Annotated in this window: 13 protein-coding genes and 1 pseudogene; 9 read left to right on the top strand and 5 right to left on the bottom strand. The window is 70.0% G+C overall.

What is annotated here, in order from left to right; translation table 11 throughout:
- The first annotated feature begins 10 nt into the window (after positions 1 to 10).
- The gene (locus AB0N16_RS01135; protein ID WP_365791734.1) at positions 11 to 1,681 is read left to right on the top strand and encodes an AMP-binding protein; all 1,671 of its coding nucleotides are present in this window, start codon (positions 11 to 13) and stop codon (positions 1,679 to 1,681) included.
- Complete coding sequence (locus tag AB0N16_RS01130) at positions 1,678 to 3,297, top strand: AMP-binding protein (protein ID WP_365791733.1); 1,620 nt, start codon at positions 1,678 to 1,680, stop codon at positions 3,295 to 3,297. The genes AB0N16_RS01135 and AB0N16_RS01130 overlap by 4 nt, the downstream gene beginning before the upstream one ends.
- Before the next feature lie 47 nt (positions 3,298 to 3,344).
- Here the strand turns inward: AB0N16_RS01130 and AB0N16_RS01125 are convergent, their stop codons facing one another.
- On the bottom strand, positions 3,345 to 4,016 hold the full coding sequence (locus tag AB0N16_RS01125; RefSeq protein ID WP_365791731.1) for a hypothetical protein: 672 nt from the start codon (positions 4,014 to 4,016) through the stop codon (positions 3,345 to 3,347).
- Positions 4,017 to 4,214: 198 nt separating this feature from the next.
- On the opposite strand from AB0N16_RS01125, the gene gcl reads away from it, so the two are divergent.
- Positions 4,215 to 5,999 carry a glyoxylate carboligase gene (gcl, locus tag AB0N16_RS01120; RefSeq protein WP_365791729.1) on the top strand — a complete coding sequence of 595 codons (1,785 nt, stop codon included), beginning with the start codon at positions 4,215 to 4,217 and terminating at the stop codon, positions 5,997 to 5,999.
- 224 nt (positions 6,000 to 6,223) lie between these two features.
- Here the strand turns inward: gcl and AB0N16_RS01115 are convergent, their stop codons facing one another.
- From AB0N16_RS01115 to AB0N16_RS01100, 4 genes and pseudogenes are all read right to left on the bottom strand, one after another.
- Positions 6,224 to 6,469, bottom strand: coding sequence for a hypothetical protein (locus tag AB0N16_RS01115; protein WP_365791727.1), 246 nt, complete (start codon positions 6,467 to 6,469; stop codon positions 6,224 to 6,226).
- A 351-nt stretch (positions 6,470 to 6,820) separates the two neighbouring features.
- Positions 6,821 to 7,204 (bottom strand): annotated as a pseudogene (locus AB0N16_RS01110) (catalase); the annotation flags it as partial.
- Positions 7,183 to 8,088, bottom strand: coding sequence for a 2-hydroxy-3-oxopropionate reductase (locus AB0N16_RS01105; RefSeq protein WP_365791725.1), 906 nt, complete (start codon positions 8,086 to 8,088; stop codon positions 7,183 to 7,185). The gene AB0N16_RS01105 and the pseudogene AB0N16_RS01110, both read right to left, overlap by 22 nt.
- A 42-nt stretch (positions 8,089 to 8,130) precedes the next feature.
- Positions 8,131 to 8,970: a TIM barrel protein gene (locus AB0N16_RS01100; protein ID WP_365791723.1), complete on the bottom strand. Its 840-nt coding sequence runs from the start codon at positions 8,968 to 8,970 to the stop codon at positions 8,131 to 8,133.
- Between the two features lie 133 nt (positions 8,971 to 9,103).
- Between AB0N16_RS01100 and polX the strand changes: the two genes are divergently transcribed.
- From polX to pucL, 6 genes are all read left to right on the top strand, one after another.
- Positions 9,104 to 10,843, top strand: coding sequence for a DNA polymerase/3'-5' exonuclease PolX (gene polX / locus AB0N16_RS01095; RefSeq protein WP_365791721.1), 1,740 nt, complete (start codon positions 9,104 to 9,106; stop codon positions 10,841 to 10,843).
- A 341-nt stretch (positions 10,844 to 11,184) separates the two neighbouring features.
- Positions 11,185 to 11,439, top strand: coding sequence for a hypothetical protein (locus tag AB0N16_RS01090; protein ID WP_365791719.1), 255 nt, complete (start codon positions 11,185 to 11,187; stop codon positions 11,437 to 11,439).
- The gene (locus AB0N16_RS01085; protein ID WP_365791717.1) at positions 11,436 to 11,804 is read left to right on the top strand and encodes a helix-turn-helix domain-containing protein; all 369 of its coding nucleotides are present in this window, start codon (positions 11,436 to 11,438) and stop codon (positions 11,802 to 11,804) included. The genes AB0N16_RS01090 and AB0N16_RS01085 overlap by 4 nt, the downstream gene beginning before the upstream one ends.
- Before the next feature lie 153 nt (positions 11,805 to 11,957).
- Complete coding sequence (gene uraD, locus AB0N16_RS01080) at positions 11,958 to 12,470, top strand: 2-oxo-4-hydroxy-4-carboxy-5-ureidoimidazoline decarboxylase (RefSeq protein ID WP_365791715.1); 513 nt, start codon at positions 11,958 to 11,960, stop codon at positions 12,468 to 12,470.
- A gap of 4 nt (positions 12,471 to 12,474) precedes the next feature.
- A complete protein-coding gene (gene uraH, locus AB0N16_RS01075) occupies positions 12,475 to 12,870 on the top strand; it encodes a hydroxyisourate hydrolase (RefSeq protein WP_365791713.1) in 396 nt (131 codons plus the stop codon).
- Between the two features lie 4 nt (positions 12,871 to 12,874).
- On the top strand, positions 12,875 to 13,798 hold the full coding sequence (pucL, locus tag AB0N16_RS01070; protein WP_365791711.1) for a factor-independent urate hydroxylase: 924 nt from the start codon (positions 12,875 to 12,877) through the stop codon (positions 13,796 to 13,798).
- Positions 13,799 to 13,801: the final 3 nt, after the last annotated feature.

Here is a 13,801-nt window from a genome sequence, read left to right as displayed (position 1 = left end):
GGAGACGCGTATGACGAGTGCGACGGAGGACTTCCGCAGGGCACGGGACTTCCTGCTGGAACACCGTACGGACTATGCCACCGCTTACGAGGGCTTCGCGTGGCCGCGTCCGGACCACTTCAACTGGGCGCTCGACTGGTTCGACGTCATCGCCGAGGGCAACGACCGCACCGCCCTGCACATCGTCGAGGAGGACGGCACCGAGACGAAGCTGTCCTTCGCCGAGCTGTCCGAGCGCTCCGACCGGGTGGCGAACCATCTGCGGGCGCGGGGCGTCGAGCCGGAGGACCGCATCCTCGTCATGCTCGGCAACCAGGCCGAGCTGTGGGAGACCGCGCTGGCCGCGATGAAGCTGCGCGCCGTCGTCATCCCGGCCACCCCGCTGCTCGGTCCGGCCGACCTGCGCGACCGCGTCGACCGGGGCCGGGTGAAGCACGTCATCACGCGCACCGAGGACGCCGCCAAGTTCGCCGAGGTGCCCGGGGTGTACACCCGGATCGCCGTGGGCGGCCTGGCCGAGGGCTGGGAGGCGTACGAGGACGCGTACGCGGCGTCCGCCGGCTTCCTGCCGGACGGGCCGACGCTCGCCGACGACCCGCTGATGCTCTACTTCACCTCGGGCACCACCGCCCGGCCCAAGCTGGTCGAGCACACCCACACCTCGTACCCCATCGGGCATCTGGCCACCCTGTACTGGATCGGCCTCAAGCCCGGCGACGTCCATCTGAACATCTCTTCGCCGGGCTGGGCCAAGCACGCCTGGTCGAACCTGTTCGCGCCGTGGAACGCGGAGGCGACCGTCTTCATCCACAACTACAGCCGCTTCGACGCGGGCCGGCTGATGGCCGAGATGGACCGGCACGGGGTGACCTCGTTCTGCGCTCCGCCGACGGTGTGGCGGATGCTGATCCAGGCCGACCTGACCCAGCTGCGCACCCCGCCCCGTGAGGTGGTGGCGGCCGGCGAGCCGCTCAACCCCGAGGTGATCGAGCAGGTGCGGCGGGCCTGGCACGTCACCATCAGGGACGGGTTCGGGCAGACCGAGACGGCCGTGCAGGTCTCCAACAGCCCCGGGCAGCCGCTGAAGACCGGCTCGATGGGCCGTCCGAGTCCCGGGTACCGCGTCGAACTGCTCGACCCGGTGTCGGGCGCGCCGGGGGCGACGGAGGGTGAGATCGCCCTCGACCTGTCGACGCGGCCGGTGGGCCTGATGACCGGGTACCACGGGGACGCGGACCGTACGGCGGAGGCGATGGCCGGCGGCTACTACCGCACCGGTGACATCGGCTCCCGGGACGAGGACGGCTACATCACCTACGTCGGCCGCGCGGACGACGTGTTCAAGGCGTCCGACTACAAGATCAGCCCGTTCGAGCTGGAGAGCGCGCTCCTCGAACACGAGGCGGTGGCCGAGGCGGCCGTCGTCCCGGCGCCGGACGAACTGCGGCTCGCCGTGCCCAAGGCGTACATCGTGCTGGCGGCGGGCTGGGAGCCGGGCCCGGACACCGCGAAGGTGCTCTTCGAGCACTCGCGTCAGGTCCTGGCGCCGTACAAGCGGGTCCGGCGGCTGGAGTTCGCGCCGCTGCCCAAGACCGTGTCCGGCAAGATCCGGCGGATCGAACTGCGCGAGGCCACGGCGGCCGGGTGGGCCGACGAGTACCGCGAGGAGGACTTCAGGTGAGCACCTCGTACACGCACGGCACGAGCGGGACCGTGCTGCTCGGCGACACCGTCGGCGCCAACCTCGACCGGGCCGTCGCGGCCTGGCCGGACCGCGAGGCGCTCGTCGACGTGCCGTCCGGGCGGCGCTGGACGTACGGCGAGTTCGCCGCGGACGTGGACCGGTTGGCGTACGCGCTGCTGGCGAGCGGGGTCGCCAAGGGTGACCGGGTGGGCATCTGGGCGGTCAACTGCGCGGAGTGGGTGCTGGTGCAGTACGCCACCGCACGCATCGGCGCGATCATGGTGAACATCAACCCGGCCTACCGCACCCACGAGGTCGAGTACGTCCTCAACCAGGCGGGGATCTCCCTGCTGTTCGCCTCCCTCAGCCACAAGAGCAGCGACTACCGGGCGATGGTGGAGGAAGTGCGGGGCAGGTGCCCGGAGCTGCGGGAGACCGTGTACATCGGGGATCCGAGCTGGGAAGCGTTGCTCCGGCGTGGAACCCCCGACCTGTACGAGGAGTTCCGGACCCGCAGGAGTGAGCTGTCCTGCGACGACCCCATCAACATCCAGTACACCTCGGGGACGACCGGCTTCCCCAAGGGGGCCACCCTCTCCCACCACAACATCCTCAACAACGGTTACTTCGTCGGAGAGTTGATCTCCTACACCGAGCAGGACCGGATCTGCATCCCGGTGCCCTTTTATCACTGTTTCGGCATGGTCATGGGGAATTTGGCCGCCACATCGCACGGTGCCTGCATCGTGATACCGGCCCCGTCCTTCGACCCCGAGGCCACCCTGGAGACGGTCCAGCGGGAGCGCTGCACCTCGCTGTACGGCGTCCCGACCATGTTCATCGCGGAGCTGAACCTCCCCGGCTTCGCCTCGTACGACCTCTCCACGCTGCGCACCGGCATCATGGCGGGCTCGCCCTGCCCGGTCGAGGTGATGAAGCGGGTGGTCGCGGAGATGCACATGGCGGAGGTCTCCATCTGCTACGGCATGACCGAGACCAGCCCGGTGTCCCTCCAGACCCGTATCGACGACGACCTGGAACACCGCACCGGCACGGTCGGCCGGGTGCTGCCGCACCTGGAGGTCAAGGTCGTCGATCCGGCCACCGGGGTCACCCAACCCCGTGGCGTGGCAGGTGAGTTGTGCACGCGCGGCTACAGCGTGATGCTCGGCTACTGGAACGAGCCCGAGAAGACCGCGGAGGCCGTCGATGCCGGGCGCTGGATGCACACCGGCGACCTGGCGATGATGCGTGACGACGGGTACGTCGAGATCGTCGGCCGGATCAAGGACATGATCATCCGGGGCGGTGAGAACATCTATCCGCGCGAGATCGAGGAGTTCCTCTACGCCCACCCCAAGATCCGTGACGTCCAGGTGGTCGGGGTGCCGCACGAGAGGTACGGCGAGGAGGTCCTGGCCTGCGTCATCCCGCACGACCCGGCCGACCCGCCGAGCCTGGAGGAACTGCGCGCCTTCTGCGAGGGCCGGCTGGCCCACTACAAGGCGCCGAGCCGCATCCAGATCCTGGCCGACTTCCCGATGACGGTGTCGGGGAAGGTGCGGAAGATCGAACTGCGCGCAAAGTACGCCGGGGGCCAGAGCGCCCCATAGGGGCGCGGGGAACTGCGCGACAAGCCCCCACCGGCCTGCGGGGGGGGTCATGAAGCCGAGCTGCGCAGTTCATCGGCGTGCCCGTTCATCGGCTGTGGCGTCCCCGTGAGGTCCAGCACGAAGAGCGGAATCCCCAACGCGTCGGCCCGCTCACGCGCGTCCTCGGCGTACCCCGCGAGGGAGAAGTAGACGCAGCCGGAGTCCTCCGTCATCGCCGTCAGCCACAGGCACTCCACGTCCCGCAGTGAGGCCGGCCGCACGGTCGGGTCCACCTGGGCGACCAGGCCGCGCGCGGCCAGGCCGATGCCGGACGGCGGCCGCTGGTCGGCGCGGCGTATGTCCCGGTAGCCGAGCCATCGCAGATAGAGCGCGGCGGCGGTGACCGCGTCGCGGGCGGTCCGGATCGTGACCGGCTGGAAGGGTGGCCGCGGCTCGGGATCCGGCGGGGGCGCCGACCCCGTCCCGGCGATCGGCACGCGCAGCACCGCCCCGCACGGGCAGCCCAGCTCCGGCCGCGGCCACTGGTCCCGGCGGCCGCAGGAGCCGCAGCTCACCGTCACCCAGTCCTCGTCCCAGGCGCGGTGCGCCACCGGCGTCGGCGCGGCCGTGCCGTCCAGGGCCGGGGTGACCGGGGCGCCGCAGGCGCAGGGGTACGACGGCGCGCTGTAGACGTGCTCGCGCCGACAGGCCGGACAGCGCACCGGCACGGTCTCGGACATGGCCCCACCCCAGGCGTCGCGTCGGTTCGGCGGTCCCATGGTGCTCCCGCCGGGGCCCGGTTGTCCGTCCCTTGACGACGTTCGTCACCACGCCTACATTGATTTCAGATAGTAGAAGTTAGTTTCCGTATTGCGGAATTATGCTCACCGCGGGGCGCGACGGGAGCAGGCATCCGACAGTCGAAGCAGGAGTACTCGATGGCTCGAATGACCGCTGCCCGCGCGGCAGTTGAGATCCTCAAGCGCGAGGGCGTCAGCGCCGCGTTCGGGGTGCCGGGCGCGGCGATCAACCCGTTCTACGCGGCACTCAAGGCATCCGGCGGCATCAACCACACCCTCGCCCGCCATGTCGAGGGCGCCTCGCACATGGCGGAGGGCTACACCCGGGCCCACCCCGGCAACATCGGCGTCTGCGTCGGCACGTCCGGTCCGGCCGGCACCGACATGATCACCGGGTTGTACTCGGCCACCGGCGACTCCGTCCCGATCCTCTGCATCACCGGCCAGGCGCCGACCGCGGTGATCCACAAGGAGGACTTCCAGGCCGTCGACATCGCCTCGATCGCCAAGCCGGTGACGAAGCTGGCGGTCACCGTGCTGGAGGCTGCCCAGGTCCCCGGCGTCTTCCAGCAGGCCTTCCATCTGATGCGCTCCGGCCGCCCCGGCCCGGTCCTGATCGACCTGCCGATCGACGTCCAGCTCACCGAGATCGAGTTCGACCCGGAGACCTATGAGCCGCTCCCCGTCTACAAGCCGGCCGCGACCCGCGCCCAGATCGAGAAGGCGATCGGTCTGCTGAACGCCTCCGAGCGGCCGCTGATTGTCGCGGGCGGCGGGGTCATCAATGCCGACGCCGCCGAACTGCTGGTGGAGTTCGCGGAGTTGACGGGGATCCCGGTCGTCCCCACCCTCATGGGCTGGGGCGTGCTTCCCGACGACCACGAGCTGAACGCCGGCATGGTCGGCCTGCAGACCTCGCACCGCTACGGCAACGCGACCTTCCTGGAGTCCGACTTCGTCCTCGGCATCGGCAACCGCTGGGCCAACCGCCACACCGGCAAGCTGGACGTCTACACGGCCGGGCGGAAGTTCGTGCACGTCGACATCGAGCCGACCCAGATCGGCAGGATCTTCGCCCCCGACTACGGCATCGCCTCCGACGCGAAGGCCGCTCTGGAGCTCTTCGTCGAGGTGGCACGGGAGGTGAAGGCGGCGGGCAGGCTGCCGGACCGGAGCGAGTGGGCCGCCGCGGCCCAGGAGAGGAAGGCGACCCTCCAGCGCCGGACCCACTTCGACGACATCCCGATCAAGCCGCAGCGTGTCTACGAGGAGATGAACAAGGCCTTCGGCCCGGAGACCCGGTACGTCTCCACGATCGGCCTCTCGCAGATCGCCGGTGCCCAGATGCTGCACGTCTTCAGGCCGCGGCACTGGATCAACTGCGGCCAGGCGGGCCCCCTCGGCTGGACCATCCCGGCCGCGCTGGGCGTGGCCAAGGCCGACCCGGAGGCCTCCGTGGTGGCCCTCTCCGGCGACTACGACTTCCAGTTCATGCTGGAGGAGCTGGCGGTCGGCGCGCAGCACAAGATCCCGTACGTCCACGTCCTCGTCAACAACTCCTACCTGGGCCTGATCCGTCAGGCGCAGCGGGCGTTCGACATCGACTTCCAGGTCAACCTCGAGTTCGAGAACATCAACTCGCCGGAGCTCGGCGTCTACGGCGTCGACCATGTGAAGGTCGTCGAGGGCCTGGGCTGCAAGGCGATCCGGGTGACCGACCCGAACGAGCTGGGCGCGGCCTTCGAGCAGGCCAAGAAGCTGGCGCAGGAGCACCGGGTGCCGGTGGTGGTGGAGGCGATCCTGGAGCGGGTCACCAACATCTCGATGTCCACGACCAACGACATCGGGAACGTCGTCGAGTTCGAGGAGATCGCGACCGAGCCCGGGCATGCGCCGACGTCGATCAGGACGCTGAAGGTCTGAGCCGCCACACGCCAGCGAGAGCACGACAACCGGGTCAGAACAAGGCGGGCGGTCCATCCCGAGGGATGGACCGCCCGCTTCGCGCTGTGGGTGACACGGGGCCCGCCGCCCCCGTGCCGGCGGGCTCCGTGTGGTGTGAATATGCCCGCCGACTGGGGCGGTTGAAGCATGCTCAACAGGATTCAGAGCTTGATTTGAGGATCGGCCGTCCTCTTTACCCGGCTTCACGGGCTTTCGGGATGCTCGGTGAGCCCCGGCCAGTCGTCCGGTCCGCCGCCCTGCCACTCGATGAGGTCGCTCTCCTCGACCTCGATCCGGTCCAGATCGGCCATCCGCAGGATTTCGACCACGTCGTCGAGATGCGAGGCGATCCCCAGGGTCACCTCCCCCTCGGTGACGCGTCGGGAGCCGTCCAGGGCGGGGGCGTGCACGACGATATGGGGGAACTCCGTCGGTGGGTGCGCTGTCATGCCTTCAGCGTGCTGCGGCCGGGGCGGATGCGCACGCCGAAGCGCCGGATGCGGGCGGTTCGGCATCCGGCGGTCCCGCGCTCCGGTACTCGGTGAGGCTTCTTCGGCTGTGGCCGTCCGACGGCGCGAGGCTGGGCGCGACAGGTCGTTCGCGCCGCCGGACGGGGTCCGGGAGGGCTGGGACCGCGGCGGGTGCGACGGAGCCGGGGCACGCTTCCCTCTGGTCGAGAAGGGCGCTCGGTTCCTTCACCACCGCACTGGCTCGCACGCCGCCGCGGTCCTTGCCATGCCCGCGCACCTCCGGTGGCCACCCCTCATCCGGGCCGTCCGGCTGTGCGCGGGCCGTCTGTGTCAGTCCTCGCGCAGGGCGCGGACCGCCTCCTCCACGCGCTTGCCGTACTCCGGGTCGGCGGCGTGGAAGTGGGCCAGGTTCTTCTCGATCACGTCGTCGCGGGAGACCTGCGAGAGGCCGCCGGCCGGCAGGGTGTGGTCGACGCCCAGGCGGTGGCGGTGCGCGTCCGCGTAGGCGAACAGCCGGCCTTGGAGCGTCTTGTCGGGGGAGGGGCCGATGCCCGGCACGAAGTTGTTCGGGGCGAAGGCGGCCTGCTCGACCTCGGCGAAGACGTTGAAGTGGTTTCCGGGCGGCACCGGCGCCTGGGCGCGACAGGACAGTTGTCAGCGCCGGCGCCGCCCGGAAGTCATGGGGTTGCGGCTCAGACCTGGGCGCCGGAGAGGCGCTCCACCGCGCGCAGCAGCGCGGAGTGGTCCAGGCCGCCGTCGCCCTGCGCACGCAGGGAGGCGACCAGTTGGGCCACCACGGCACCGACCGGCAGCGCGGCGCCGACATTGCGGGCCGCGTCGGTCACGATGCCCATGTCCTTGTGGTGCAGATCGATCCGGAAGCCCGGCTTGAAGTCGCGGTTCAGGAAGTTGTCCTTCTTCCGCGCCAGCACGGTCGAGCCGGCCAGGCCGCCGCCCAGGACGTCCAGTGCGGCGGTCAGGTCCACCCCGGACTTCTCCAGGAAGACCACGGCCTCGGCGCACGCCTGGATGTTCACGGCGACGATCAGCTGGTTGGCGGCCTTCACGGTCTGGCCGGAGCCGTGCGGACCGCACAGCACGATGGTCCTGCCCAGTGCTTCGAAGATCGGCTTCGCGGTGTCGAAGTCGGCCTGCTCGCCGCCGACCATGATGGACAGCACGGCCTCGATCGCCCCGGCCTCGCCGCCGGACACCGGCGCGTCCAGGACGCGGATGCCCTTGTGCCCGGCCGCCTTCGCCAGGTCGACGGAGGTCTGCGGGGTGATGGACGACATGTCGATCAGCAGTGCGCCGGGCTTCGCGTTCTCCAGGATGCCGTCGGGGCCGTAGGCGATGGCCTCGACCTGCGGCGACGCGGGCACCATCGTGATGACCACGTCGGCGTCCCTGACGGCCTCGGCGATCGAGGGGGCGGCCGTGCCGCCGGCGGCCGCCAGCCGGTCCAGTTTCTCCTGCTCCAGGGTGAAGCCGGTGACGTCGTAACCCGCCTTGAGCAGGTTCTCGGACATGGGCGAGCCCATGATGCCGAGGCCGATCCAGGCGATCGCCGGGCGGGTGGCAGGGGGAAGGGTGCTCATGATGCGGGTGCCTCTCTCAACTGCTCTGCGGAGTCGGGGGGTTCAGCGGGTGGCGCGTGCGTCGCGCGGCAGCCAGTCGAAGGCCTCGGCGCTCGGGCGGTCGCCCGGCTTGTACTCCAGGCCCACCCAGCCGTCGTAACCGGCCTTCCGCAGCTGGTCGAGCAGCTCCTCCAGGGGGAGCGACCCGGTGCCCGGGGCGCCGCGGCCGGGGCTGTCGGCGATCTGCACGTGGCCGGTCTTCGCCGCGTACCGCTCGATCACCGACGGCAGGTCCTCGCCGTTCATGGACAGGTGGTAGAGGTCCATGAGGAAGCGCGCGTTGCCGAGTCCCGTGGCCTCGTTGACCTTGTCGACGACGCCGACGCCGGCCGGTGCGCTCACCAGCGGGTACCGCGGCGACTCGGGCCCGTTGAGGGTCTCGATCAGGAGCACCGCGCCGATCCGGTCGGCCGCGCGGGCCGCGAGGGTCAGGTTCTCCAGTGCCAGCGCGTCCTGCTCGGCCGGGTCCACGCCCTCGACACGGTTGCCGTAGAGCGCGTTGAGCGCCTTGCAGCCGAGCGACTGCGCGAAGCCGGCCGCCACGTCGATGTTGGCGCGGAACTTCCCGGACTCCGTACCCGGGATCGACAGGGCGCCCCGGTCGGGGCCGGGCAGCTGTCCGGCGTAGAAGTTCAGGCCCGTCAGCTGTACGCCCGCGTCCTCGATCGCGCTCTTCAGCGCGTCGAGCTCGGACCGCTCGGGGGTGGGGGAGTCGACCCAGGGCCACCACAGCTCGACCGCGCCGAAGCCGGCCGCGGCGGCGGCCGCGGGGCGCTCCAGGAGCGGGAGTTCCGTGAAGAGGATCGACAGGTTGACGTTGAAGCGCTGCTCTGCAAATCCCATGGGGTCGGCGCTCCCTTCCGCTTGTCTGTATTTCCGTATTACGGAAGTTGATTTCTGCTTAATGGAAGACTGCCTGTGGCCGGTGAGAGCTGTCAAGAGCGCCCGCGCGAAACCCGCGCCCTACCCTGAAGGCATGGCACGGTCCAACGACGAGGTCGCCGCCCTGCTCCAGGAGTACGCGGACCTGATCTCGATCACCGGCGGAGACGCCTTCAAGGCGCGGGTCTACGAGAAGGCCGCCCGGGCCGTCGGCGGTCACCACGCCGATGTCGCCACGCTCGACCTCAAGGGGCTCCAGGAGATCCCGAACGTCGGGAAGTCGATCGCCCAGAAGGTCCTGGAGTTCTTCGACCAGGGCAGCGTCTCCGCCGTGGAGGAGTTGCGGGCGAAGATCCCGGCCGGCGTGCGGCGGCTGACCGCCATCCCCACCCTCGGCCCGAAGAAGGCGATGGCGGTCTACGAGGAGCTGGGCATCTCCTCGGTCGAGGAACTGGCCGACGCCATCCAGCAAGAGCGGCTGCGGGATCTCAAGGGCTTCGGGCCGAAGACCGAGGAGAACATCCTGCACGGAATCGAGCTGCTCCAGGCGGCCGGGGGCCGGGTGCGGATCGACATCGCCATGGACCTGGCGGAGAGCATCGTCGGCGCGCTGTCCGCGGTGACCGGCTGCGAGAAGTGCACGTACGCCGGGTCGCTGCGCCGGTTCCGCGAGACGATCGGTGACATCGACATCCTCGTCGCGGCCGAGAAGTCCGCGCCGATCATGCGGGCGTTCACCGAGCTGCCCTACGTCACCGAGGTCATCGGGCAGGGCGAGACCAAGACCTCCGTCCGCACCGGCAAAGGGCTCAACGTCGACCTGCGGGTCGTACCGCCGGACTCCTGGGGCGCGGCGCTCCAGTACTTCACCGGCTCGAAGGCCCACAACATCCGCACCCGCGAACGCGCCGTGCACCAGAAACTCAAGCTCTCCGAGTACGGGCTCTTCGACGTCGAGACCGGCGAGAAGATCGTCTCCGGGACCGAGGAGGAGGTGTACGCCCGCCTCGGCCTGCCCTGGATCCCGCCGACCCTGCGCGAGGACCGCGGCGAGATCGAGGCGGGGTTGCGGGACGAGCTGCCGGAGCTGGTCACCGAGGCCGACCTGCGCGGCGACCTGCACACCCACACCGACCTCACCGACGGGCTCGCTCCGCTGGAGGAGATGGTGGAGGCGGCGGCCCGGCGCGGCTACGCCTACTACGCGATCACCGACCACGCGCCCGACCTGGCCATGCAGCGCATGACCGACGAGCGGATGCTGGCCCAGCGCGAGCGGGTGCGTGAGCTCGACGGCACCTACCCCACCAGGGGCCGGCGCGGCGGGCTGCGGCTGCTGCACGGCACCGAGCTGAACATCGGCCCCGAGGGCGAGGTGGACTGGCCGGACGACTTCCTGGCCGGGTTCGACCTGTGCGTGGCGTCGATCCACTCGCACTTCAACCAGAGCCGCGAGGCCCTGACCCGGCGGCTCGTCCGGGCCTGCGAGAACCCGCACGTCCACATCATCGGCCACCCCACCACCCGCCTCATCGGCAAGCGGCCCGGCATCGACGCCGACCTCGACGCGGTCTTCGCCGCGTGCGCCCGCACGGGTACGGCCCTGGAGATCAACGCCCACCCGGACCGCCTCGACCTGCGCGACGAGGACATCCTGCGGGCCCGGCGGCACGGCGTGAAGTTCGCCGTGAACAGCGACGCCCATGCCGTGCCCCATCTGGCCGCCATGCGGTACGGCATCGGCACCGCCCAACGCGGCTGGCTCACCAAGGACGACGTGATCAACACCTGGCCGGAGCGACGACTGCTGAGCTTCCTGCGCGAGCGCGGCTGAGCCAGGAGCCCGTCCAACGCCTCCGCCGGCAGTCCGCATGCGGGGCTGGTCCAGGGGCGCACCCCGTGGCCGGCGGCGGCCGGCCTGTCCGTGTGGACTTCCTCCTGTTCGGCCACGCGATCGCGAGGGCGATCGGGCACGGCGCGTGTGAGCGGGCTCGGGGCTGATTCACCGGACAAACCGCCTGACAGGCGGCCGGGCGGCGGGGTGCCTCGGTCGGCTAGGGTCGGCTTGTGGCGGACGCAGCGGCTCCGTCGCGGTGGAACTGACTGGCCCGGGGTGCGTCGCGGCTGTGCGGCGGTCGGCCGAAGTGCAGGTCAGGGATGTTTTCTGGGGGCACAATGCGATTGAGAGTTGAGTTCACGACCGAGCCCTTCGACCTGGACGAGGCACCCGCCCACGCGCTGGTCGCCCGTGAGGTCGTCGAGGGCGCTCCGCTGGACGCGGTGGACGTCGGGCCGTTCGGGAACACGGCCGAGGGCGGCGCCGACGCCGTGCTCACCGCCGTGGACGCGCTGCTGCGCAGGACTCTGGAGGCCGGGGCCACCCGGATCTCGCTCCAGGTCAACGTGGTGGGGGAGGACGGCGACAAGTGACCGGAAACGCGGACGAGCCCTTCATCACGGCCGTGAAGCCGCTGATCGACGCCATGGGCGGGGAGATGCTCCCGCCCGACGAGGCCGGCGCCGACGACGTCGTGCTCGCCTGGGAGGGCGTCGACGTGGTCGCCGTACGGCTGCCGCAGCTCGCCGACTCCCTCGACCACATCCTGGCCGCCATGGAGCGCAAGCAGGGCAAGCCGTTGGCCGACCTGGACCGGAAGGCGAAGCAGGAGGTCGTGCGCATACTGGAAGCGCGGGGCGCCTTCTCCGTACGGCACGGTGTGGAGACCGTGGCGGGTGCGCTCGGCGTGAGCCGCTTCACCGTCTACAACTACCTCAACCGCGAGAAAGAGGGCTGACCCGCGGGGCGCGTCCCGGGGGCTGACTCGCGAGGTGCCTCCCCTGGGTTGTTACGCGGAATTTTCAACAAAGTGTTGACGCTGAGTTCCGGAGAGCGTTAGCTAACGGCAGCCCGTTCAGCACGAAGGCCGCCTACGGCCACGGAGGCTCCCGTGACGTCGACTTCCACGCCCCCGGGTCTGGCCCGGTTCAATGTTCTGGAGGAGCACGCGGCCCTCGCCGCCCTCCACGAGGCGTGTGCCTCCACCGCATGGGCCCGGCGGCTGCTCGCCGCCCGCCCCTACGCCACCCCCGATGCCCTCTACTACGCCAGTGACGCGGCGATGGCCGACCTGAGCCCGGCCGATCTGGCGGAGGCCATGGCCGGACACCCGCCGATCGGCCGCCCCAAGCCCGGCGACCCGACCTCGGCCCGCGAACAGTCCGGCATGGCAGGCGCCGCCGAAGCGCTCAAGGCGGAGATGCTCGAACTCAACCTGGCATACCAGGAGAAGTTCGGCCATGTCTTCCTGATCTGCGCCACCGGCCGCAGCGGCGAGGAGATGCGGGACGCGGTCAAGGAGCGGATCGGCAACGCGCCCGAGCAGGAGCGGGAGATCGTCCGCACCGAACTGGGCAAGATCAACCGCATCCGGCTCGCCCGACTCGTCGCAGAGGACGCCTGACACCATGAGCACCCGCACCACCGCCTCCGTGTCCACCCACATCCTGGACACCTCGCTCGGCCGCCCCGCCGAGGGCGTCGCCGTCCAGCTGTCCGCCCGCCAGGGCCGTGACGCGAACTGGCGGGCGCTCGGCTCCAGCGCGACCGACACGGACGGCCGGTGCAAGGACCTGCCGGCGCTGCCGGAGGGGACCACCCACGTACGGCTCGACTTCGCCGTGGAGCCGTATTTCGAGAAGAAGCAAGCCGATGCGCAGCAGGACGCCCCCGCGAATCGGGACAGCGGACCGGCCGTGTTCTTCCCGGAGGTGGCGATCACGTTCGCCGTCGTACCGGGCGAGCACTACCACGTACCGCTGCTGCTCAACCCGTTCGGCTACTCCGTTTACCGAGGGAGCTAGCTACATGCCCACCATCCTGGGACAGAACCAGTACGGCAAGGCCGAGAACCGGGTCGTGAAGATCACGCGGGACGGCGCCACCCACCACATCAAGGACCTCAACGTGTCCGTGTCGCTGAGCGGCGACATGGACGAGGTCCACTACTCCGGCTCCAACGCCAACGTCCTGCCGACCGACACCACCAAGAACACGGTGTACGCGTTCGCCAAGGAGCACGGCATCGAGTCCGCCGAACAGTTCGGCATCCACCTGGCCCGGCACTTCGTGACCAGTCAGGAGCCGATCAGGACGGCCCGGATCCGGATCGAGGAGTACGCCTGGGAGCGCATCGAGGCCTCCGGCGCCAACTCCCGATTCGTCGGCGCGGACGAGGTCAAGCACTCCTTCGTACGCAAGGGCCAGGAGACCCGGCTCACCCAGGTCACGTACGACGGCGAGTCGTGGGAGGTGATCTCCGGCCTCAAGGACCTCGTCGTGATGAACTCGACCGACTCCGAGTTCTGGGGCTACGTCAAGGACAAGTACACCACCCTCCCCGAGGCCTACGACCGCATCCTGGCCACCCAGGTCTCCGCCCGCTGGCGGTTCAACTGGACCGACGACGAGCAGAGGACGCCGAGTTGGGAGGAGTCCTACGAGCAGACGAAGAAGCACATGCTCCAGGCCTTCGCCGAGACCTACTCCCTTTCGCTCCAGCAGACGCTGTACCAGATGGGCTCGCGCATCATCGACAACCGCGGCGAGATAGACGAGGTCCGCTTCTCACTGCCCAACAAGCACCACTTCCTGGTCGACCTGGAGCCGTTCGGGCTCAAGAACGACAACGAGGTGTACTACGCCGCCGACCGGCCCTACGGCCTGATCGAGGCGACCATCCTCCGGGACGGCTGCGCGGCGAAGATCCCGGTGGATCTCACCAACCTCTGATCC

This window comes from Streptomyces sp. NPDC051105 (assembly GCF_040682795.1).
In the GTDB taxonomy this organism is placed as follows: domain Bacteria; phylum Actinomycetota; class Actinomycetes; order Streptomycetales; family Streptomycetaceae; genus Streptomyces.
Note: the sequence above shows the minus strand (reverse complement) of the source record. Positions and strands in the feature narration are given on the sequence as shown.

Excerpts from the sequence above, each read along its gene's own strand:
- AB0N16_RS01125 (WP_365791731.1), bottom strand. The coding sequence starts at position 4,016 with ATGTCCGAGACCGTGCCGGTGCGCTGTCCGGCCTGTCGGCGCGAGCAC.
- AB0N16_RS01090 (WP_365791719.1), top strand. The coding sequence starts at position 11,185 with ATGCGATTGAGAGTTGAGTTCACGACCGAGCCCTTCGACCTGGACGAG.
- polX (WP_365791721.1), top strand. The coding sequence starts at position 9,104 with ATGGCACGGTCCAACGACGAGGTCGCCGCCCTGCTCCAGGAGTACGCG.
- AB0N16_RS01115 (WP_365791727.1), bottom strand. The coding sequence starts at position 6,469 with ATGACAGCGCACCCACCGACGGAGTTCCCCCATATCGTCGTGCACGCC.
- pucL (WP_365791711.1), top strand. The coding sequence starts at position 12,875 with ATGCCCACCATCCTGGGACAGAACCAGTACGGCAAGGCCGAGAACCGG.
- gcl (WP_365791729.1), top strand. The coding sequence starts at position 4,215 with ATGGCTCGAATGACCGCTGCCCGCGCGGCAGTTGAGATCCTCAAGCGC.
- AB0N16_RS01105 (WP_365791725.1), bottom strand. The coding sequence starts at position 8,088 with ATGAGCACCCTTCCCCCTGCCACCCGCCCGGCGATCGCCTGGATCGGC.
- uraH (WP_365791713.1), top strand. The coding sequence starts at position 12,475 with ATGAGCACCCGCACCACCGCCTCCGTGTCCACCCACATCCTGGACACC.
- AB0N16_RS01135 (WP_365791734.1), top strand. The coding sequence starts at position 11 with ATGACGAGTGCGACGGAGGACTTCCGCAGGGCACGGGACTTCCTGCTG.
- AB0N16_RS01100 (WP_365791723.1), bottom strand. The coding sequence starts at position 8,970 with ATGGGATTTGCAGAGCAGCGCTTCAACGTCAACCTGTCGATCCTCTTC.